Annotated in this window: 20 protein-coding genes; 7 read left to right on the forward strand and 13 right to left on the reverse strand. The window is 57.5% G+C overall.

Going from position 1 to position 19,894, the window contains the following annotated elements; genetic code table 11:
• Positions 1–11 precede the first annotated feature (11 nt).
• The 6 genes from GFN93_RS13075 to GFN93_RS13100 all read right to left on the reverse strand — a co-directional run bounded on the left by GFN93_RS13075 (position 12) and on the right by GFN93_RS13100 (position 5,523).
• Positions 12–707 carry an outer membrane protein gene (locus GFN93_RS13075; RefSeq protein ID WP_153501482.1) on the reverse strand — a complete coding sequence of 232 codons (696 nt, stop codon included), beginning with the start codon at positions 705–707 and terminating at the stop codon, positions 12–14.
• Positions 708–822: 115 nt separating this feature from the next.
• Positions 823–1,548, reverse strand: a complete 726-nt coding sequence (locus GFN93_RS13080; RefSeq protein WP_153501483.1) for a class I SAM-dependent methyltransferase — start codon at positions 1,546–1,548, stop codon at positions 823–825.
• 3 nt (positions 1,549–1,551) lie between these two features.
• Positions 1,552–2,349 carry an undecaprenyl-diphosphate phosphatase gene (locus GFN93_RS13085; RefSeq protein ID WP_153501484.1) on the reverse strand — a complete coding sequence of 266 codons (798 nt, stop codon included), beginning with the start codon at positions 2,347–2,349 and terminating at the stop codon, positions 1,552–1,554.
• A gap of 32 nt (positions 2,350–2,381) precedes the next feature.
• Positions 2,382–2,816 (reverse strand): acyl-CoA thioesterase, encoded by a 435-nt coding sequence (locus GFN93_RS13090; protein WP_153501485.1) that lies wholly within the window; start codon positions 2,814–2,816, stop codon positions 2,382–2,384.
• Positions 2,813–3,499, reverse strand: a complete 687-nt coding sequence (gene tsaB / locus GFN93_RS13095) for a tRNA (adenosine(37)-N6)-threonylcarbamoyltransferase complex dimerization subunit type 1 TsaB (protein ID WP_153501486.1) — start codon at positions 3,497–3,499, stop codon at positions 2,813–2,815. Before tsaB ends, GFN93_RS13090 begins: the two co-directional genes overlap by 4 nt.
• Positions 3,496–5,523, reverse strand: coding sequence for an ATP-dependent DNA helicase (locus tag GFN93_RS13100; RefSeq protein WP_328594641.1), 2,028 nt, complete (start codon positions 5,521–5,523; stop codon positions 3,496–3,498). The genes tsaB and GFN93_RS13100 overlap by 4 nt, the downstream gene beginning before the upstream one ends.
• Positions 5,524–5,610: 87 nt before the next feature.
• Here GFN93_RS13100 and GFN93_RS13105 point away from each other — a divergent pair, with 87 nt between their 5' ends.
• Positions 5,611–6,168, forward strand: a complete 558-nt coding sequence (locus tag GFN93_RS13105) for a molybdenum cofactor guanylyltransferase (RefSeq protein WP_153501488.1) — start codon at positions 5,611–5,613, stop codon at positions 6,166–6,168.
• A 367-nt stretch (positions 6,169–6,535) separates the two neighbouring features.
• Here GFN93_RS13105 and GFN93_RS13110 read toward each other — a convergent pair whose 3' ends face one another.
• The 4 genes from GFN93_RS13110 to GFN93_RS13125 all read right to left on the reverse strand — a co-directional run bounded on the left by GFN93_RS13110 (position 6,536) and on the right by GFN93_RS13125 (position 9,969).
• On the reverse strand, positions 6,536–6,922 hold the full coding sequence (locus GFN93_RS13110; protein ID WP_153501489.1) for an SCP2 sterol-binding domain-containing protein: 387 nt from the start codon (positions 6,920–6,922) through the stop codon (positions 6,536–6,538).
• Positions 6,923–7,116: 194 nt separating this feature from the next.
• On the reverse strand, positions 7,117–8,403 hold the full coding sequence (locus GFN93_RS13115; RefSeq protein ID WP_153501490.1) for an ammonium transporter: 1,287 nt from the start codon (positions 8,401–8,403) through the stop codon (positions 7,117–7,119).
• A gap of 10 nt (positions 8,404–8,413) precedes the next feature.
• Positions 8,414–8,752: a P-II family nitrogen regulator gene (locus tag GFN93_RS13120; RefSeq protein ID WP_153501491.1), complete on the reverse strand. Its 339-nt coding sequence runs from the start codon at positions 8,750–8,752 to the stop codon at positions 8,414–8,416.
• A gap of 347 nt (positions 8,753–9,099) precedes the next feature.
• Entirely contained in the window at positions 9,100–9,969 is an 870-nt protein-coding gene (locus GFN93_RS13125; protein WP_328594642.1) for a tetratricopeptide repeat protein, read from the reverse strand.
• 242 nt (positions 9,970–10,211) lie between these two features.
• On the opposite strand from GFN93_RS13125, the gene GFN93_RS13130 reads away from it, so the two are divergent.
• The 4 genes from GFN93_RS13130 to minE all read left to right on the forward strand — a co-directional run bounded on the left by GFN93_RS13130 (position 10,212) and on the right by minE (position 14,904).
• On the forward strand, positions 10,212–12,668 hold the full coding sequence (locus GFN93_RS13130) for an acyl-CoA dehydrogenase (protein ID WP_153501493.1): 2,457 nt from the start codon (positions 10,212–10,214) through the stop codon (positions 12,666–12,668).
• A gap of 396 nt (positions 12,669–13,064) precedes the next feature.
• Entirely contained in the window at positions 13,065–13,796 is a 732-nt protein-coding gene (gene minC / locus GFN93_RS13135) for a septum site-determining protein MinC (protein WP_153501494.1), read from the forward strand.
• A 32-nt stretch (positions 13,797–13,828) separates the two neighbouring features.
• Positions 13,829–14,644, forward strand: coding sequence for a septum site-determining protein MinD (gene minD, locus GFN93_RS13140; RefSeq protein ID WP_328594643.1), 816 nt, complete (start codon positions 13,829–13,831; stop codon positions 14,642–14,644).
• Between the two features lie 2 nt (positions 14,645–14,646).
• Positions 14,647–14,904 (forward strand): cell division topological specificity factor MinE, encoded by a 258-nt coding sequence (gene minE, locus GFN93_RS13145; RefSeq protein ID WP_153501495.1) that lies wholly within the window; start codon positions 14,647–14,649, stop codon positions 14,902–14,904.
• 70 nt (positions 14,905–14,974) lie between these two features.
• On the opposite strand, the gene GFN93_RS13150 is transcribed toward minE, so the two are convergent.
• Positions 14,975–15,142, reverse strand: a complete 168-nt coding sequence (locus tag GFN93_RS13150) for a hypothetical protein (protein WP_153501496.1) — start codon at positions 15,140–15,142, stop codon at positions 14,975–14,977.
• An 84-nt stretch (positions 15,143–15,226) separates the two neighbouring features.
• Here GFN93_RS13150 and GFN93_RS13155 point away from each other — a divergent pair, with 84 nt between their 5' ends.
• Entirely contained in the window at positions 15,227–17,584 is a 2,358-nt protein-coding gene (locus GFN93_RS13155) for a hybrid sensor histidine kinase/response regulator (protein WP_153501497.1), read from the forward strand.
• Here the strand turns inward: GFN93_RS13155 and GFN93_RS13160 are convergent.
• Together GFN93_RS13160 and GFN93_RS13165 are read right to left on the reverse strand one after the other, a co-directional pair.
• Positions 17,581–17,889 carry an antibiotic biosynthesis monooxygenase family protein gene (locus tag GFN93_RS13160; RefSeq protein ID WP_153501498.1) on the reverse strand — a complete coding sequence of 103 codons (309 nt, stop codon included), beginning with the start codon at positions 17,887–17,889 and terminating at the stop codon, positions 17,581–17,583. The two genes, GFN93_RS13155 and GFN93_RS13160, sit on opposite strands and share 4 nt — an antisense overlap.
• The gene (locus GFN93_RS13165) at positions 17,886–18,641 is read right to left on the reverse strand and encodes a M90 family metallopeptidase (RefSeq protein WP_153501499.1); all 756 of its coding nucleotides are present in this window, start codon (positions 18,639–18,641) and stop codon (positions 17,886–17,888) included. Before GFN93_RS13165 ends, GFN93_RS13160 begins: the two co-directional genes overlap by 4 nt.
• A gap of 139 nt (positions 18,642–18,780) precedes the next feature.
• Here GFN93_RS13165 and GFN93_RS13170 point away from each other — a divergent pair, with 139 nt between their 5' ends.
• Positions 18,781–19,716, forward strand: coding sequence for a DMT family transporter (locus GFN93_RS13170; protein ID WP_328594645.1), 936 nt, complete (start codon positions 18,781–18,783; stop codon positions 19,714–19,716).
• The last annotated feature ends 178 nt before the right edge of the window (positions 19,717–19,894 follow it).

The raw sequence follows: 19,894 nt of genomic DNA on the forward strand, positions 1-19,894 counted from the left end.
GCTTTCTTCATTCAGAACTGGTACAGCACCGCGAGGCCATAGTTGAATGTTTCCAGATCCAACTCCAGGCCTTCCGCGAACGGAACCGACACCCCTTTCAGGTACGCCTTGTCACCCGTAGTGACTGAACCTGCATTGGTGTAAGACACCGACAGATCCGCACTGAAACTGTCCGTCATCCAGTACATCAACCCGCCCCCCAACTTGAATGCCCAGTCGGTGTCATCGCTGTCACTGACCGTTGCGCTGGTGGTCGGAATCTGACTGCTGACCCCCTCAAAGCGATTTACCGCCAGGCCGATGCCTGCGCCCATGTAGGGGTCAAACATGCCTGCACCGCGCTCGCCCTTGAAATGGAAATAACCGTTGACCAGAAAAATTCGGCTGTAGACCTCAGCAGAGAGCTCGCCCGTCACAGAGGTGTCCCGGCTATATGTCACCCTGTCGGTATCTTCACTGGCCAGCCCCATGTCCAGCGCCAGCTCGGCCCGAAAATGCGGATTGACGAAATAGCCCGCGCTAAACAACACCTGATCTGCAGCGCCGGGATCATAGTTGCTCAGTGTAATTTCCGGATACCCTTCATGTTTGATCGACATATCCTGACTGCGGAAATCAGAGTAACCGTAACCAAAGCGAACAAAAGGTCCAGCGACAAGCTGGCCGGACAGCGTCAAAAGGATGCTCATCAACGCAAAACTCTTCATTTCCCGCTCCTTGAGAAAGTGACGTAGTTAACAAAGTGAAGCCCCACACGAACTATGGGAGAAGCGGGGGAAGCCTGAACATTGGCCGGCAGAGGGTTTTTGAGGTCAGGCAGGCCTAACCCATTGGATAGACATCAAACCTAACCGCTTTGCCCTTCTGGCTAAAGCCAGGCGCACAGCCAGCAAGGCTCGGGGCCTTGGCGGGCCGTTTGACGACGATGCGGTGTGGAGTCAGCGCCCGTGCCCAGTCGAGCATGGCCACCTCTTCATCCAGTGATGGGTAATCATTGATCCACTGCAGCCAGAGCAGATCCTTCTTTACGGCGGCGCTTTTTTCCCGCGAAGGGAACATGGGATCCAGGTATACCGCATGCAAGTGCGGCTCCTGGAGGGCACGGCTATCCTGGCAGGGCAGCAGCCTCATTCGCTCTGCCAGCGCTCCGGGCGCTCGAGAGAGGCCATCGGCCAGCAGCGCATGAACCAGGGGGGAACGTTCAATGAGGATCACCTCGAATCCCGCCTGGGCAATCAAGGCCGCATCACGCCCCAGCCCTGCCGTCGCATCGACAACCCGGTATCGCTCATCCTTTGGCTTGCCCAAGGCCTTCACCAGCCGCTCGTGGCGCACCCGCTCGGGATCCAGACGATAACCCTGCTTGCCATGGCTAAAGTCAACGGACAGCGGCGTCTCCTTACCACCGGGCACCCACAGGCTAAGGTGATCTCCAACGCGCCCCATGACCAGCTTCAGGCCTGCCGCTTCAGCTTCGGCTTCACTTGCCACCGGACAGCCAGGCAAGCCGTCCGGGCAACTGCTGAGCAGCCCTACCTCTGCGCTCATGGTTCAGGCCAGCCATGCCAGCAAGGCAATCCCCAGCACCAGCCGGTAAACCACAAAGGGCAGCATGCCCACGCGCTCCAGCAGGCGGATGAAGAACACAATGGTGAGATAGGCAGTGATGGCGCTGACCCCTGCGCCCAGTGCCATCAAGCCCCAGTCAACGGGCGCCTGCAGCTCCAGCAGATCCTTGGTTTTCAACAGCCCGGCACCGAGAATCACCGGGATAGACATCAGGAAAGAAAACCGTGCTGCTTCTTCCCGTCGGAACCCAAGGGCCAGCGCCGCCGTAATGGTAATACCACTGCGAGAGGTACCCGGAATCAGAGCCAGCGCCTGGGCGAAGCCCACCAGCAAGGCACCCGCGATACCGATTTCGGTCAGTGACCGGGAGCGCGCACCAAACGCATCGGCAAACCACAACAACCCACCAAAAACCAGGGTGGTAATGGCAATCACCAGCGCCGAGCGCAGCTCTCGCTCAATCCAGTCATCGCCAAGAAAGCCAAATACAACCGCCGGAATCGTGGCCAGAACCACCAGCAGGCCGAGACGCAAATCTTCATTCATGCGGCGGTGAGCCACCGCCTGCCCTGCCCCGCCGAGCATGGCGCCGATGTCACGTCGATAGTAGGTCATCACGGCCAGCAAGGTGCCAAGGTGCACCGCCACATCAAAGGCGAGCCCCTGATCCGGCCAACCCAACACTTCTGACGGCAGAATGAGATGGGCCGAACTGGAAATCGGCAAGAATTCGGTGAGTCCCTGAATCAACGCCAGAATCAGCGCCTGAAACCAGTCCATGGAATGTCCTTACTGCTGAAAATGGATAAGGGTCAAGACTCGGAGGCCGTGATCTGGTAGCCCTTGATAAATTCCGCTGGCATGCGGCGCGGCTTGCCGGAGTCGAGTGCAACACAGACCCACTTGGTTCGACCACGCAACAACGTCACGCCGTCAGATTCACGGATGATCTGGTATCGTCGGGTAATACTGAGACGCTCATCGTTTTCAACAATCCAGGTACCGATGACCAGCTTCTCACCTTCAAACGCCGGGGCCAGATAATCCACTTCGGTACGGCGCGCCACCATGGCGCGATTAAGCTTCTGATACAGATCCCAGCCCAGCCCCAGCACCGTAGTATGATCCCAGGCAATCTGCTCCATGAAACGCAGGTATTCGGTGTTGTTCACATGGCCCATGACATCGATGGACTCAGCAGGCACCACAAATTCCATCACATGGACATTGGCAAGATCCCAGTTCATCGCACCGCTCCCTGAATAACCTGATCACGCAGATACACTGGCTGAGCCTGGTCGGCACTGACCGCCTCTCCACGCAGAAAAGCGGATAATGCCAGCTTCGCAACAGCATGCGCATGGGGGTGGACGTCAGGCAGACAGGCGCTTGCGTCATAAGCGGCCGTCAGTGCATCACGGTAAACCAGACCGGATCCTGCAATCAGCCATTGACCATCAAGTTGCGGCAATGCCTCCGGCTTGAACAGGCCGTCCGGCAGCACAGTCGCCACCTGCTCACCCTCGATGCGATAGGCTCCCAGGTACAACTCTCCCATGCGTGCATCAAAACAGGCAATCACCTGGCCAGCGTTATTCTCCGGGGGCACGCTCAGCGCACAAGCCGCCAGCGTGGAAACCCCCACCACGGGAAGATCAGCAGAAAATGCCAGACCCTGCGCAACCGCCGCCGCCACCCGCACGCCGGTGAAAGCGCCGGGGCCATGACCAAAGGCAAGGCAATCCACCTCTTTCAGTGTCACGCCAGACTCTGCCAACAACGACTCGACCATGGGCAGCGCCAGTTCGGTCTGTTTACGAGGCGCAATTTCAAAGGATTCACGAATGTGCTGGCCGACGGGCAGGCTGTCGTCCAGCAAGGCGACGGAGCAGGATTCTCCTGCGGTCTCCAGAGCGAGAATTCGGGTCATGCTTCGCGTTGTCCTGTTGAGACTCCGGAGGGCTGCTCGTTAGCGGCCGCAGGAATACCCGGAGCAGATTCGTTAGACGGCACACCTGCCTGTGATGTCTGCCCCTGTCGGGCCAGGTAGGCAAAGAAACGCTGGACCACATCCAGCTTTCGAGTGCGGGTCATGTTGGGCAAGCTGTTGACGAACAGCTTGCCGTAACTCTTGGTCAACAAACGAGGGTCTGCCACCACCAGCAAGCCGGTATCCTGGGGGTCACGGATCAGGCGCCCGGCCCCCTGACGCAATGCCAGTACCGCTTGGGGCAACTGGTAGTCCCGGAATGCATTACCGCCATTGCGGTTGATGTGCTCGATACGGGCTGCCGCCACCGGGTCACCTGGTGAGCCAAATGGCAGCTTGTCGATGATCACGCAGCTGAGCGCCTCACCCCGGACATCAATGCCCTCCCAAAAACTGCTGGTACCCAACAGCACGGCATTACCTTTGTCCCTGAACGTATCCAGGAGTTCACGTCGACCCGATTCGCCTTGCACCAGCAGGGGATAATCCACCGCAGAGCGCAGGATAGCCGCGGCCTCACGCAGAGCACGATGACTGGTAAAGAGAAAGAAAGTGCGCCCGCCTGCGGCCTTGATGACTGGCACCATGGCTTCGGTCAGGGCACGGGTGTAATCGGGATCATTGGGTTGTGGCAATCCGTCGGGTGCATAAAACACCGCCTGCTTCTTGAAATCGAAAGGACTTTCCAGACGAAGGGTGTCTGCCGAATCCAGGCCCAGGCGCTTCTGGATATGCTCAAAGCGCCCACCCACTGACAGCGTCGCGGAGGTCAGGATCCAGCTACAAGGGTTGCGCTCCCTCTGGGCGCGCAGCTGGGCCGACACGGACAAGGGCGTGCTGTGTAGCACCACGGTCCGTTTGAACGTCTCAAACCAGTACACCCGGTTAGGTTGATCGCCCTTCAGGTAGGCCGCCAGGCAGTCCACATGCTCGCTGGCACGCCGAGAGCAGGCTTCCATGCCACGGCTGGCCTTACCCAGAGGGCCTAGAAACACATCCAGTTGACGCAATGCCTCCAGCAGGTCTTCGCCTGCCTGCATCACCGCCTCGTTCTCCCAGACGTCAGACCAGGGTGCGCGTCGCTCCATCTCGCCCAGGCTCAGCCGGAAATCCAGGCAGCCTTTCTCTACGCTGGCGATAAGCTGGTTCAGCGTAGCCAGATCTGCGCTGGTCTGCCCAGCTTCAGACAGGCTGTCACGACCCAGTTCCTGTACCTGGCGGGTGCTGAGGGTATCCCCAAAAAAGGCAGCCGCGATTTCCGGCAGCTGATGGGCCTCATCGAAAATCACCGTATTGGCGCTGGGCAGCAACTCCATTCCCGCCCCACTGCCTCGCAGGGCCGCATCGGCGAAGAACAGGTGATGGTTGACCACCACCAGATCCGCCTCCTGCGCTTCCTTGCGGGCATTCATCAGGGGGCACTCCTGATAACTTGGGCAGTCGGTGCCCAGACAGTTATCCGCGGTGCTGGTAACCCAGGGCCAGATTGGAGCGTCTTCCGGGAGTTGCTGCAGTTCCGCAATATCACCGGTACGGGTTCGGCCTGCCCAATGGGCGACGATCTGCATCTGCTCTACGGTTTCCCGGGTCAGAAAACGAGCCTCTTCCTGATGCAGCTCAAGACGATAAGGACACAGATAGTTCGCCCGGCCCTTCAGCAATGCCACCTTGCGCGGCAAGCCCAGCGCCTTGCGCACCAGGGGCAGGTCCTTGAAAAAAAGCTGGTCCTGCAGGCTCTTGGTACCAGTAGAGACCAGGGTCGGGCCCTCAGACAGCAGCGCTGGCACCAGATAGGCCAGCGTCTTGCCAGTGCCCGTTTCCGCTTCCACCATCAGGGTGCCACCACCACGGATCGCCTTTTCAACGGCCTCAGCCATTTCCAGCTGGGGCTCACGGGGCTGATAGCCGGGCAACAGCGGCGCGAAACGCGTCAAATCGGTAAGATGGGAACGGGCACTCGTCACAAACAATCCTGAATCAGTATTCGCCATAAATTAGCGGCGCGGGAAGCATAGCCCATTCATTGTTGGAACCCAACGAAAGTGGCACAGATGAAAGACTATACCCTGATCATCCTGGCAGGCGGAAAAGGCTCGAGAATGGGCGGTGCGGACAAGGGGCTCATGACGCTGGAGGGCAGACCGCTGGTGGCTCATCTGCTGGAGCATCTGCAGCCCCGCCCTGCCCGCATCATCATCAGCGCCAATCGCAACCCGTCCATCTACCGTCATTGGGCGGATCAGGTGGTTGAAGATCTGCGTCCTGGTTTTCCGGGCCCCATGGCCGGCCTGGAAGCCGCGCTGACGGCGGCCTCAGGGCTATGTCTCTGCCTTCCCTGCGATCTGGTCCAGCCCCCTTCCACACTGGCTGCTGACCTGCTGCACAGGTCCGGCCCCGAGTACGTCTGTGTCGCCCGGGATCCCATCCGCCGCCAGCCCCTGTGTCTGGCACTGCATGCAGAGCCGTGGCGCGACAACCTGAGCCACTACCTTGATGATGGGGGTCGCAGCGCCTACGGATGGCTGGAACAACTCCCCGTTCGGGAGGTCGCCGTAGCAACACCGGTACAGAATCTGAATCATGCGGAACACCTGATGCCTGATGCCTGATGCCTGATGCCTGATGGCTTTTGGCATCGATAAAACCTTGGCTGGAGCCTGCTGTAGGCGCTTGCCTGCAGGCGATCCGAGCCTCAGCGAGGTAAGGATTCCTGAAGCGAGTTTCGAGTAACGAGTTGCGAAAATCTAAAACCGGCGGGCAGGCTCTAGATTCTGGTTTTTGCCTTTCGAAACTCGTTACTCGAAACTCGAATCTTTTTACCTCGCCAAGGCTCGGATCGCCTGCAGGCAGGCTCCTACAGCGCATCCTCCCAATGCCCAGACACAAAAAAGCCCGCCCGGGGAACCGGGCGGGCTTTTTCGTCGCCGGCCAAACGAGGCGTCAGGCCTCATTCGTCCAGCGTCAGGCGTACAACAATCAGGCAGTCACTTCCTGGATCTGCTTCATCAGGGCAACCTGATCAGCGGACGGCTGCGCGGTCTGCAGCAGCATCAGCTTGCTCATGTCGCCTTCGATGCGGATCTGGCCGCTCATGAAGCCCTGCATACCGGCGGACTGGTCGCCTTCAATAAAGATACGCTTGGCCAGGTCGGAAGGCAGGATCATGGTGGTTTCAGCCGCGTCGTGGTGGCCTTCTTCGATCATACCGGCAACCAAAGCCAACAGTTTTTCGCCCTGATCGTGAGACACGGTGATGTTGATCACCAGCTCAGCCAGCGCACCCGGCGCTGCGATCTCACCGGCTGCATCACGCAGTTCTTTAACCTTCGCAAACCACTCTTCAGACAGAAATTCCAGGCTCATTATTATTTCTCCTAAATATCGTTATGGCTTCGACGCCGCCTCGCAGGAGACCATGGGGCCAATTCAAACGAGCGTTCGAAACTTACCTGTACCTTATAGAATCCCCCAGAGGGTGGCAATAGTGTGAAACGGGTCGCTCCGGGACAAAAAACCCGGCACTGGGCCGGGTCTTTGCAAGCACGTCTGAGACGATATCAGAGGTCGTAACCGCGCTCTTCGTGGAGGGCAATATCCAGGCCCTGGGTTTCTTCGTCACTCTCAACACGCAGATTGGCGAACAGACCAATCAGCTTGAGCAATGCCCAGGTGATAATGGCCGTGTAGGCAAACGTGGACACCACGCCCAATGCCTGCACACCCAGCTGATCCATCATGGTATATTCCGCCTTTGCGAAACCATAACCGGAGAACAAGCCAAGTTCGGTAGAAGCAAATACACCGGCAAACAGGGTGCCGAGAATACCGCCCACCCCGTGAACCGGGAACACATCCAGGGAATCATCAATCTTCAGCTTATGCTTGATGAAGATCACCGCGTAAAAGCACACCACCCCAGCCGTCAGACCAATCACCAGTGCAGCCGCCGGACCAACAAAGCCTGACGCCGGCGTAATCGTACCCAGCCCTGCCACCATGCCGGTGACAATACCCAACGCCGAAGGCTTGCCAAACTTCTTCCATTCCATGGTGATCCAGGCCAGAGAAGCTGCTGCCGCGGAAATATGAGTCACCAGCATGGCCATGGCCGCATCGCCGTTGGCCGCCAGAGCGGAGCCACCATTGAAGCCGAACCAGCCTACCCACAGCATGCCTGCCCCGGTCACCGTCATGGTCATGTTGTGTGGCATCATCCCCTGATTGGGGAAGCCTTTGCGGTTACCCAGCACCTTGGCTGCCACCAGCGCAGCCACACCGGCCGTGATGTGCACCACGATACCACCAGCAAAATCATACACACCCAGCTCAGCGAGCCAGCCACCGCCCCACACCCAGTGACAAACCGGAATGTAGACCGCCAGCAACCACAGCACCGAGAACACCAGCATGGGGCCGAAGCGCATACGCTCGGCAAAGGCACCAATGATCAGGGCCGGGGTGATAATGGCGAAGGTCATCTGGAACAGACCATGCAGGCTCTTCGGAAGGGTTCCTTCCAGGGTTTCACGGGTGATGCCGTCAAAAAACACATGCTGCAGCCCGCCAATCCAGGCGTTCATGCTGCCGCCATCGGAAAACGCCAGGGAGTAACCTCCAATAAGCCAGACAAGTGACACTGCACAGGTAATAGCAAAGCACTGCATCAGGACGGACAGTACGTTTTTGCTGCGCACCAGACCGCCGTAGAAGAGGCTCAGACCAGGCAGGGTCATGAACAGCACCAGCGCAGTGGCGGTGAGAATCCAGGCGCTATCCCCTGTATCAAGACCCTCCGCCATGGCCAGCGAGGGCAACATCAGCAATACCGCAAGCAACTTCTTCATGATAATCCCCTTAAATGGCTTCCTGGCCGGTTTCACCGGTGCGAATACGAATAACCTGTTCAAGGTCGTGGACAAAAATCTTGCCGTCACCGATCTTGCCGGTTCCCGCTGCGCTCATGATCGCTTCGATGGCCTGATCCAGCTGGTCTTCGCGCACCGCCAGCTCCATCTTTATCTTGGGAACAAAGTCCACAACGTATTCCGCCCCCCGATACAACTCGGTGTGTCCCTTCTGGCGGCCAAAGCCTTTCACTTCAGTGATGGTCAGCCCCTGCACCCCAATCTGGGCCAGCGCATCGCGCACTTCATCTGCCTTGAACGGCTTGATCACCGCAGTCAGCATTTTCATGGTTGTCTCCTGGTCCTCAACAATTTGCACCAACACAAAGCGGTGTCGGTAATTTGCACCGGCAAAGTGCATACAAGAATTGGGCCAGACCCTTCACCCTTGATAATCAATTAGTTATGGCTAGGGAAGGCGAAATATGCACCATAGAGATGCAAATAATCCATGGCGCACCACGATTACGCACCCATTCGGAGCACTAACCAGGCCGGCTTCGCTACGAAATGGTGCCTTGCGTGCTGAAAAAATATCGGCTGTCTCATCTGTGCACCATTCCAATACACAAGAGCCGGCCAATAAAGAAAAAAGGCGCCTGCCGGCGCCTTCTTTGGGGTATAGCGATCAGATGATCAATAAAGATAGTTGAACATCTTGCGGCGGTACTCACTGGCCAACGGGTCCCCTTTCGGCAGACATTCAAAGACTTCCAGCAAGGCACTGCGGGCAATGCCTTCCTTGTAATCCCGGTGGTCGCGTAGCAGCACCAGCAGAGATTCGAGCCCGGCACGAAACTGACCCGCTGCGGCGGCCTGAAGACCATGGGCATAAAGGTCCTCAGGAGTCGGAGCATCACTGATGCGCACTTCCAGATCCTTTAGGCTTTGCCCCTCTCCTTCCAGCTTGTCGAGCAAGGCAAATCGGGCACGGAAGGGTCTCAGCGGCTCGGCATCTTCGGTGACTTCCGCCAGCACCGATTGCGCTTCATCCAGGCTCCCTTGCCCCAACAGGTATTCTACCAGCAAGGCCCGAATGGCGTGCTTGTCAGGGGTTTGCTGTAAGGTTTGTCGCAAGGCAGCTTCAGCCTGCTCGCCATGGCCGGCTTCAATCGCCATTCGTACCTGCTCTATGAACCCTTCTTCCTGCTGGGCTTCTGCTGCCTCGGGATCCACGATGGGTGCCAGCCACTGGCGCAAGCTTTGCTCAGTCTGGGCACCCTCCAGCTCATTGACCAGCTGGCCCTGAAAGACCAATTTCAGACTCGGCAGTGCCTGCAGCCCGAACTGACTGGCCAACATCTGCTGTTCATCTACATTCACTTTGGCCAGCACCAACTTTCCCTGGTACTCGTTGACGATGCGCTCAAGAGCAGGCGCCATTTCCATGCTGGGCTGGCTTCTGCTGGACCAGAAACTGATCAGCACCGGAATCTGCCGTGACTGCTCGAGAACCTGCTGAATGTTCTGCTCGGTGGCGTCAATGATGTAACTGTTCGGTTGCACAGATGCACTCCTGATTCTGTCGCTTTGCGCGCATTGTAAGGCAAGCGGTGAACAAAATCCGATGTTGTCCTGTCGCATCAACAACCCAACCCGTTCTTGAATGCTTATGTGCAACCTGAAGAACAGAAGCGTTAGACTGGGTGTGGTTCATGTACAGCCACAGGTCAAATCTACCGGCTTCACGCTGTCTACATGGGCCTTGAGTACGCTGGACTGTATTCATTCAGGCATAGGAGACCGCCATGCTTAGCCTTCTGGCTATTGTAGTGTTGATTGCCACCCTTATGACCCTGTTTTATCAACGGGTCAGCAGGGGGATTGGCAGTGTTGTATTTGTCGTCATCTGGTTATTAAGTGCCTTTCTCGCTCCCTGGTTGGTGAACCCGCTAGCCCTCGTGGTCCTCGCTGCAGGTGTTACCCTTCTCAATCATGTTGACCTGCGTCAGAAGTTCATTTCCCGACCAGTTTATGGCGCCTTGGGCAAAGTGATGCCTGCCATTGGCGATACCGAACGGGAGGCCATCGAAGCCGGCACCACCTGGTTCGAGGCAGATCTGTTCTCTGGCCGCCCGGATTGGGAAAACTTTTCGCATATCCAGTTCTCCACGCTCAATGATGAGGAACAGTCGTTTCTGGACAACGAAGTTCAGGAGTTGTGCGACATGCTGGATGAATGGAAGATTTTTCATGAACTCAAGGATCTTCCCCCCGAGGTTTGGGATTTTCTCAAGCACAAGGGCTTTTTCAGCCTGATCATTCCCCGGGAGTATGGCGGCAAGGCATTTTCGCCCTATGCGCAGAGCCGCATCATGAGCAAGATTGCCACCCGCTCACTCACCGCCGCCGTGACCGCCATGGTGCCCAACTCCCTCGGCCCTGGTGAGCTCCTCGCGGAATACGGCACCCAGGAGCAGAAGGACCGTTGGCTCCCGGGCCTGGCCAAAGGCGATGAAATTCCCTGCTTTGGTCTTACCGGACCGGAGGCCGGCTCTGATGCGGGCGCCATTCCCGACACCGGCGTGATCTGCAAAGGCAAGATTGACGGTAAAGAAGTGCTGGGCATGCGCCTGAACTTTGCCAAACGCTGGATTACCCTTGCCCCGGTGGCTACCGTGGTTGGCCTTGCCTTTAAACTGTACGATCCGGATCACCTGCTTGGGGATAAGGAAGAGCTGGGCATTACCTGTGCCCTGATTCCCGCCGACACGAAAGGCGTGGAAATCGGCCGTCGTCATTACCCCGGCTCTCCGTTCATGAACGGTCCCATCAATGGCAAGGATGTATTCGTGTCACTGGACGCCATCATTGGTGGCCCGGATATGGCCGGCAAAGGCTGGCGTATGCTGATCGAGTGCCTTGGTGCGGGTCGAGGTGTCTCCCTGCCCGCCCTGGCAACCGCCAGCGGTGAAATGGGTTATCGCATGACCGGCGCCTTTGGTCGTATCCGCCGTCAGTTCAATACCTCCGTGGGCGATTTTGAAGGTGTGCAGGAAGCATCCGCAGAAGTGGCTGCCATTGCTTATACTCTGGAAGCATATCGTCACCTGGTGACCCGCTCTCTTGAAGACGGTGCGCCATCCGTGGTGACAGCCATGGCCAAATACCACTCCACCGAAATGATGCGCGAGCTGATCAACCATGGCATGGATATCGCTGGTGGCCGTGGCATTCAGTTAGGTCCGCGAAACTTCCTCGCACTTCCTTACCAGTCCACCCCCATCGCCATTACCGTGGAGGGAGCAAACATTCTCACCCGCTCCCTGATGATCTTTGGCCAGGGCGCCATGCGCTGTCATCCGTACCTGTATGACGAGTTGCAGGCTATTCAGGCCGAGGACAAGGAAAAAGGGCTCCAGGCGTTTGATGCCCTGTTCTTTACGCATGCTGGGCACACGCTTGGCAACATAAGCAGCGCTGTACTGCAGGCGCTTGCGGGCCAGTATCTCTCCGATGCACCGGCAAATGCAGATGCCTTCAGTGCCCCCTGGTACCGCCTGGTTAATCGCTACAGTGCGGTATTGGCAAGTACCGCAGACATGGCACTTGCCCTGCTGGGCGGGGACCTCAAGCGGCGCGAGCTGTTGTCGGCTCGTCTCGGTGATGTCCACAGTCAATTATTGATTGCCTGTGCCATCCTGAAATACCACGCCACCCTGCCTCGGGATGAGGCCAACGATGCCCATGCGAGCTATGCACTGCGCCGGGCCTTCAGCCGTGCACACGACGCCCTGGAAGCGTTCTATCGCAACTTTGGTTTCTATGGCATTGGCCATGTCCTGAAGGGGCTTTTCTTCCCGTTTGGTCGCCCCTGCAAGGCACAAGCGCCGGGAGATGACCAGATCCGCCAACTGGGTGAAATGATCATGGAACCCAGCTCGGTGCGTGATGCACTGGCAGAACCGGCCTACATTTCCCAGGACCCGGAAGACGCTATCGGTCGGGTGGAGACAACCTTCAACAAGTTGCTGGAAGTGGAACCGGGCTGGCTGGCGTACCTGAAGGCCAATGGCAAGGGGCAGCTGGAGGGCAGCAGCGTTCTGGACAAACTCAAGGACGCTGCCGCCAAGGGCATCATCAGCGAGTCCCAGGTGGATGCCATCAACGAGTACGATGCCATGCGTTACGACTGTCTGCTCACCGATGCCTTTGACAAGAATCTGAAGAAGGTGAAAGTCCACGCGGAGAGACCGGTGATGTAGTCCCGTCCATGGCGGAGCACAGTCGTGCTCCGCCTGGATTTCCCCCATCATTCTCGGGTAACGAAAAGCGAGTTTCGGAGAGCAAAAATCTGAGCCTTGTTCGGCGCACCGGTTTTCGCAACGCGAAGCTCGCCCCTCTCCGCTCCTCTCAAGCGGGTCGTTCAAATTCCAACCAGCTCACAATCCAACAAAAAATCACAATGGCTATTTTTTAGCCAATTGCTGATTTTTCCAGCAGTTGAATCATCGTCACTCCCTGTACATGCAGATTTAACATTTTTATCACCCTTTTGGCGCTTTCCCGCGCCGCGCCTTTGGTCTACGCTTTGCCAAAATTCTGCCCCTCCGGGTTTTACCCGCGCTCGCAGCGCCTCGCCCCAGCTACACAGGTCAGGAATGACAGCAGTCGTAGAAGAAAAATCTGTACTCGAATTCAAGGGCCGCATGCTGATGATGACGGTCCTGCAGCTCAACACCCTGGACGCACACAAGCTGCATCAGGAAATCAGCCAGCGTCTGGATGACGCGGCAGAGTGGCTGCAACAGGCCCCCGTGGTCATCGATATCCCCGCAAGCGTGGAGATCGATACCGCAGATCTGATGCCTGCGGTGGATACCCTGCGCAATCTGGGCGTCAATCTGGTTGCTCTGGCTCGCAATGAGCGCATTGATGAAGCCACCGCTGCCATGGTTGGTCTGGGTACTCTGAGTCTGAGCGGCGGACGCGATATCCCCCGCCGTAGCGAAGCCCCCCGACAGGAAAGTGCCCAGCAAGAATCCGCCCCGTCCGCGGCCGAGAAGGTGGAAACCCTGGTGATTGATCAGCCGGTGCGTTCCGGGCAGCAGGTTTACAGCCGCGGGGACATGATTGTACTGGCACCGGTGAGCACCGGGGCCGAACTGATGGCAGAAGGCAATATCCACGTTTACAGCAACCTGCGCGGCCGAGCCATGGCCGGGGTCAGGGGCGATACCAGTGCCCGAATTTTCTGTCAGCAGCTCAACGCAGAGCTGGTGTCGATCGCAGGGCATTATCGGGTAGCAGAAGATCTACCCGACGCACACCGAAACCAGCCTGTGCACCTGTCCCTGCAGGGCGAGGCGATGCATTTTACCGCGCTTAAATAGCGTTCAGGGACTGAAAAGGTAAGGAGAAGAGCGTGACAAAGATCGTGGTCGTGACATCCGGCAAGGGTGGCGTCGGCAAAACCACTACCAGTGCGGCACTGGCTACTGGGCTTGCCCTGCGCGGTTTTAAAACCACCGTTATCGATTTTGATGTGGGCTTGCGCAACCTGGATCTGATCATGGGCTGCGAACGCCGGGTGGTCTACGATCTGGTGAATGTGATCAATGGCGATGCCAACATCAAGCAGGCTCTGATCAAGGACAAGAAGGTGGACAACCTGTTCATCCTTCCTGCCTCCCAGACCCGTGACAAGGACGCCCTCACCCAGGAAGGGGTGGAAGGTGTGTTCAATGCACTGCGTGATGACATGCAGATGGACTACATCATCTGTGACAGCCCGGCCGGTATCGAGAAAGGCGCCCTGATGGCCGCCTACTTCGCTGATGAGGCGGTGGTGGTAACCAACCCGGAGGTGTCCAGCGTACGGGACTCCGACCGCATGATCGGCATCCTGGCGAGCAAGACCCGCCGTGCCGAACTCGGTGAGGGGGACATCCCTGCCCGCCTGCTGCTGACCCGCTATTCGCCAGAGCGTGTCGAGAAAGGCGAAATGCTGTCAGTGGAAGATGTGCAGGAAATTCTCGCCATTGAACTGCTGGGTGTGGTTCCGGAATCCCAGGCCGTTCTCAATGCCAGTAACTCCGGTAACCCGGTGATTCTGGATACGGATTCTGATGCGGGTCAGGCCTACAGCGATGCTGTCGCGCGTTTCCTGGGAGACCAGCTGCCTCACCGCTTCACTACTGTTAACAAGAAAGGTCTACTGGGCCGACTGTTTGGGGGCTAAGGATGAGCATCTTCAGTTATCTGCTTCCCAAGAAGCAGACGAGCGCGTCAGTCGCCAAGGAGCGGTTGCAAATTATTGTTGCCCGTGAACGTTCCACTCGTGGCGGGCCAGACTACCTTCCGCAACTGCAGGAAGAGCTACTACAGGTAGTACGCAAATATGTTCCTGTTGATCAGGATGCGGTCAACATTCAGCTGGACAGGGAATCAGGTTGTGAGATTCTCGAGCTGAATATCACTCTGCCGGAAGGGGCACCGTAACGCCTTCACCGCAACAGGGAATGCAAAAAAGCGAACCACATGGTTCGCTTTTTTATGTCCAGAACCCCGTTCACACCGCTAATCTGACCATGCAGTCCAGCTTTACAATCAGCAGCCAAAAAACCGCCGGGTTTTTTTGCGCCGCCCCATCGACAGGATTATTCTCCTTGATGGTGGCGCCTGAATTGTTAGTCACCCCGACGAGCAGCGTCATTTTTACCGAACGGCGAAACGGCACCTCGTTACCATAATAAAAAACAGGGCCTTTTGCTCCAGCGCTATCGAGGCGCTACCAGGCCCGGTGGAGATCCAGGGAGAGAACTTGGCAATCGGAATTTCACTGATCAGGTTTCTGCTGGCAAGCCTGCTAATTGCAATGGCCCTGCCCGCCCATGCCGTTACCAGCGGCCATCTTCAGGTAAAGAACCCGGTTGCCACCATCGAACTTGGCCCCCATATCCAGAGCTGGTGCGACAGCAATGGCCAATCCACACTTGCACAGGCACGCACTCAACAATACCAGCCACTGCAACGCAGCCGTATCAACTTCGGCTACCGCAAGGACGCCTGTTGGTTTCGGGTAGAGCTGGAAAATACCAGCGCTGTCGAACTGCCATTATGGCTGCAGGTGGATTATGCCGTACTCGACAACGTGGACTTTTACCTGATCGACGGCGATGACATCCAGTCATGGCATATGGGCGACACTCTTCCCTTCAGCAGCCGTCCGGTTCACCTGCGTACCTTCACCCTCCCCTTTACCCTTCCGGCAGAGGGCAGCAGCACCCTGTATCTGCGAATTCACACCATCAGCAGCGCCATGACAGTGCCGCTAAGTCTGAGCGGCCGCGATAATTTCATTGAACAGCAAAGCAGTCATGAATGGTTGATGGGTGGCTTTTACGGCATTGCCATCGGCTTGTTCTTTTATCATCTGGTGCTGTGGCTGGGAGGCAAGGAGCGTAGCAGCCGCTTTTATGTGCTGCATGTGGCGTGCTCCACTTTCTACATTGCCTGCCTTCAGGGGGTTGCACACCGTTTATGGTTTCCCGATACCGTACTTCCCCAAGCCGCCAATCACCTGTTCGGTTATCTCACCCTGCTGTCTGGACTACTGTTCGCCCGGGACTTTCTGAATACCGTGCAATGGCGCTGGCTGGACCGCCTGTTGCTCACTGCTGTGGCAATCCAGGTGGGCATCATCATCATCATGCTCGCCACACCGATGGGTACCATTGCCTCCCTGCAGGGTGTAGTGGCGCTGCTGACGTTGGTGCTGCTGTTGTTCATTGGGCTGTTCAGTCTCTATCGCGGTCACCCGGAGGCGCGCATCTTTGTCTTTGCCTGGAGCATGTTTCTGGTCACTGTCGGGTTGTTGGCACTGGGTGCCTACGGTGTCATCACCCTCCCCGGCATTCTCAACATTATCGGTGTGCAGCTCGGTCTGGTGCTCCAGCAGGTGCTGCTGTCATTCGGACTCGCCTACCGCCTGCGCAGCCTGAAGCAGGAAACCCTGCAGCGGCAAAAGGAAATTGCCCGCGCCCAAGCCGAAAACGATGCAAAGAGCGACTTTCTCGCCAAGATGAGCCACGAGATTCGTACACCAATGAATGCAGTACTGGGTCTGGCCGAACTGATGCGTGGCACTCGCCTTGATGCTACCCAGCGCAACTATATGGATACCATTTATAGCGCCGGCAACAGCCTGCTCAATGTGATCAACGATATCCTGGATTTTTCCAAGATCAGCTCCGGCAAACTGGAACTGGAAGTCAGCAGCTTCAACCTGCACCGGCTACTGGAAGATTGCCTGATGATCTTCCATGCCACTGCCGAACAGAAAGGCATCAGGCTTGTCAGTGACTGGGATGCCAGCTTGCCAGAGTGGGTAAAGGGAGACCCGACACGACTACGCCAGATTCTGCTGAACCTGCTCTCCAATGCGGTGAAATTCACCGAACAGGGCACGGTCACCCTGCGTGCACAAGCCGGCAGAACCCGTAACCCTGAGGTGCTGCTTCTGCACTGCCAGATTGTAGACCAGGGTATCGGCATGACCGATGAGGAGGTCAGCATGCTGTTTCAGTCTTTCCAGCAGGCAGACAGCTCCACATCACGAAAATACGGCGGTACCGGGCTTGGCCTGGCGATTTCGCGGCAGCTGGCTGAGTTGATGCAGGGGCGGCTTGAGGCCCATAGCGTGCGAGGAAAAGGCTCGACCTTCTCCCTCAGTATTCCCCTCCAGCGAAGCGTCATGGACCCGGCGGAAAACAAACCGCAAACCCTCCAGGACACGGCGTCACTCCAAGTGCTGGTAGTGGAGGATAATGCGGTCAACCAGATGGTCATCGGGGCCCTGCTCAAGCAGCTAGCCATCAATACCACCCTCACCAGCAGCGGCGCGGAGGCTCTCAAGCTGCTGGAAGAGCCGACCTTCTGTCCTGATCTCATCCTGATGGACTGTGAAATGCCAGACCTTGATGGCTATCAGACCACACAGCTGATCCGCGATCTGGAAAGCCGGGAGAAACGTCGCCGTATTCCCATTCTCGCGCTGACTGCCCATGCCTCCACAGAACACCGCGAACGTTGTTTTGCCAGTGGTATGGACGACCATATTTCCAAGCCGGTAACGCTGGAGCAGCTGCGACAAAAATTACTGGAGTGGACTTCCCGCTAGGGTGGCATCACCTGCCATTCAGGGTCTTCATACTCTCCGATCACCTTCACCGTCACGACCTGGGCATGTCGGGCGAGGATGGCCTTGACCCTCTCGCTGCGCGAGTCGTCCTTCGCGTCCCTGTGCGCCTTGGTCTGCCAATGGGCAATGGCTAACACGGTATCCGGGTGCCCTATCTTGCGATGCAGATATGTCCCGAGCGCCCCCTCAGACTGCTGAATGATTTCACTGGCTTCCACCCAGCCCTGCGCATACTCCTCCACACTGAAACCCGGCTTCATGGTGACTTCAAAGATGAACTTCATAATGACTTCTCCCCCTGCCGATAGAACCGGGCTAGCAGGTTGTAGAGGTCCGGCCAGTCCTGATAGAGCTGATCCGGCGCTTCAAAGAAGGCCTCGCTGCAGACAGCAAAGAACTCTCCAGGACCGGTCAGCGCGTAGGCATCCACCGGCATGGGGCGATGATGACGATAGTCTTCCTGTAATTCGCCAAACGCTTTTGAAAAGATGTCATGCCATTTCTGTGGCCGCATGCCCTGATGCAGTGGTGGCGCACCATTGGCGCCTTGATAGCGCATGTCCAGCTTGTGAGACATTTCGTGAATCACCACATTACTGGCCCCACCCGAATGGCACACAGCTTCCCAGGAGAGGATCACTGGCCCCTGCTGCCAGGCCTCACCAGACAGCACCGGGCCGCAAGGGTGGACAACGCCATCAGGGGTACGATGCGGGCGATTTGGCACAAAGGCACTTTCATAGAGAATCACTGTGTACCAGCCGTTATACCAGTCCAGCCCCAACTTGAGGATCGGTACACAGGCCATGGTAGCCACCTTCAGGCACATGGCATCGGTAATCTGGAAGTCACCACCCGGCACCACACTTTTTCGCGCCAGAAACCGGAACGACAACGCCATCAGGGACTGACGCTCCTGGTCCGAGTAACGGTTCAGCACAGGCCAGCCAGCCACTGCCGCTTGCCACTGAGCCTGGGTAAAACCCATCTTTCTTACCCGTCGGGTATCGCGCCAGTCACGCCACGCAGCCAACATCCACTCCTCCCTGATCTTTCTTGTCTGCGAACCTGACAAGACCTGTCCAGATTCGCCATGGTTATGGCGCCGAGTGAATCCACTCTCATCTGCCTGCCATGCTAACATCCGCTACCCTCACCTATGGAAGCGCCTCGCCGTGCCCTTCAGCCGAGCACAAAAAGCCGATTTTCTGCTGCTGGTGGTCACCCTGCTGGCCGCCATCAGCTGGATGTTTTCCCGTGAGGCCGTGTTGGCCATGCCACCGCTGCTGTTCATGTCCCTGCGCTTTCTGCTGGCGTCGTTTTTGCTCAGCCTGGTGGCGCTTCCCCAGCTGGCTAAACTGGATGTCGGGCAGCTCTGGCGCTGTGTTCGGGTTGGGTTGGTGTTCGGCATCGCCATGAGTTTCTGGGTGCTGGGCCTGGCCTTCGCCAGCCATGTGGGAGAAGGCGCCTTCCTGACCAGCCTTGGCGTGGTGCTGGTCCCGGTCATCGCACGAGTGGTGTTCGCCGAATCCGTACCGGGCAGCACCTGGCTGGCGCTACCGGTGGCGGTGGCAGGACTCGCCCTGTTATCACTGGAACAGGGGCTGCATCTGGAAGCTGGACAGCTCCTGTTCATCACCGCTGCGGCCATCTTTGCGCTCTACTTCAATCTCAATACCCGCGCGGCCAACACTATCGCCATCCGACGTGCCAATGGCGAAATTGTTGAGCACACCCGCATACCCGCACTCGCTCTGACCACTGTGGTGCTGGCCGTTGTTGGTGTCGTCACCGGGGTGTTGTCACTCTGCTTCGAACCTTGGCAAAGCGCTCTCTCCGACCTGACGGGCACCCTGATTATGTGGATTGTGCTTAGTGCCACTGTCGGCACAGCCCTGCGTTTTCTGGTCCAGACCTATGCCCAGAGCCTGTCGCTGCAGAGCCACGGGGTCGTCATCATGGTGCTGGAACCCATGTGGACCGCACTCATGGCTGCCGCCTGGTTCGGCGAAGGCATGAGCACTCTGCAATTACTTGGCTGTGGCCTGATATTCCTGTCCCTGCTGGTCAACCGTTGGCGAGCTGTGCGCAAGCTGATTCGGATCGGTTAACGGTATTAACCGTAATATCAGTCTATTTCATCAGTGGCGATGAGGCTCAGCACCTGTTGGTGCCAGCCGGATCACAGGCTCGCACCCACTCAGGTACCAATATTCAACAAGGTGTACATAACAGCTCAAACTGTGTGACACAGTTCCTTTTCTTGGCGTTGACATGGCGCAACATCAG

Origin of the sequence: Alcanivorax sediminis (genome assembly GCF_009601165.1) — a bacterium.
GTDB classification, from domain to species: Bacteria; Pseudomonadota; Gammaproteobacteria; order Pseudomonadales; family Alcanivoracaceae; genus Alcanivorax; species Alcanivorax sediminis.

Coding starts and splice junctions, on each gene's coding strand:
- GFN93_RS13080 (WP_153501483.1), bottom strand. CDS start 1,548: ATGAGCGCAGAGGTAGGGCTGCTCAGCAGTTGCCCGGACGGCTTGCCT.
- GFN93_RS13165 (WP_153501499.1), bottom strand. CDS start 18,641: ATGTTGGCTGCGTGGCGTGACTGGCGCGATACCCGACGGGTAAGAAAG.
- GFN93_RS13085 (WP_153501484.1), bottom strand. CDS start 2,349: ATGGACTGGTTTCAGGCGCTGATTCTGGCGTTGATTCAGGGACTCACC.
- GFN93_RS13075 (WP_153501482.1), bottom strand. CDS start 707: ATGAAGAGTTTTGCGTTGATGAGCATCCTTTTGACGCTGTCCGGCCAG.
- GFN93_RS13105 (WP_153501488.1), top strand. CDS start 5,611: ATGAAAGACTATACCCTGATCATCCTGGCAGGCGGAAAAGGCTCGAGA.
- minE (WP_153501495.1), top strand. CDS start 14,647: ATGAGCATCTTCAGTTATCTGCTTCCCAAGAAGCAGACGAGCGCGTCA.
- tsaB (WP_153501486.1), bottom strand. CDS start 3,499: ATGACCCGAATTCTCGCTCTGGAGACCGCAGGAGAATCCTGCTCCGTC.
- GFN93_RS13130 (WP_153501493.1), top strand. CDS start 10,212: ATGCTTAGCCTTCTGGCTATTGTAGTGTTGATTGCCACCCTTATGACC.
- GFN93_RS13090 (WP_153501485.1), bottom strand. CDS start 2,816: ATGAACTGGGATCTTGCCAATGTCCATGTGATGGAATTTGTGGTGCCT.
- GFN93_RS13160 (WP_153501498.1), bottom strand. CDS start 17,889: ATGAAGTTCATCTTTGAAGTCACCATGAAGCCGGGTTTCAGTGTGGAG.
- GFN93_RS13115 (WP_153501490.1), bottom strand. CDS start 8,403: ATGAAGAAGTTGCTTGCGGTATTGCTGATGTTGCCCTCGCTGGCCATG.
- GFN93_RS13110 (WP_153501489.1), bottom strand. CDS start 6,922: ATGAGCCTGGAATTTCTGTCTGAAGAGTGGTTTGCGAAGGTTAAAGAA.
- minC (WP_153501494.1), top strand. CDS start 13,065: ATGACAGCAGTCGTAGAAGAAAAATCTGTACTCGAATTCAAGGGCCGC.
- GFN93_RS13120 (WP_153501491.1), bottom strand. CDS start 8,752: ATGAAAATGCTGACTGCGGTGATCAAGCCGTTCAAGGCAGATGAAGTG.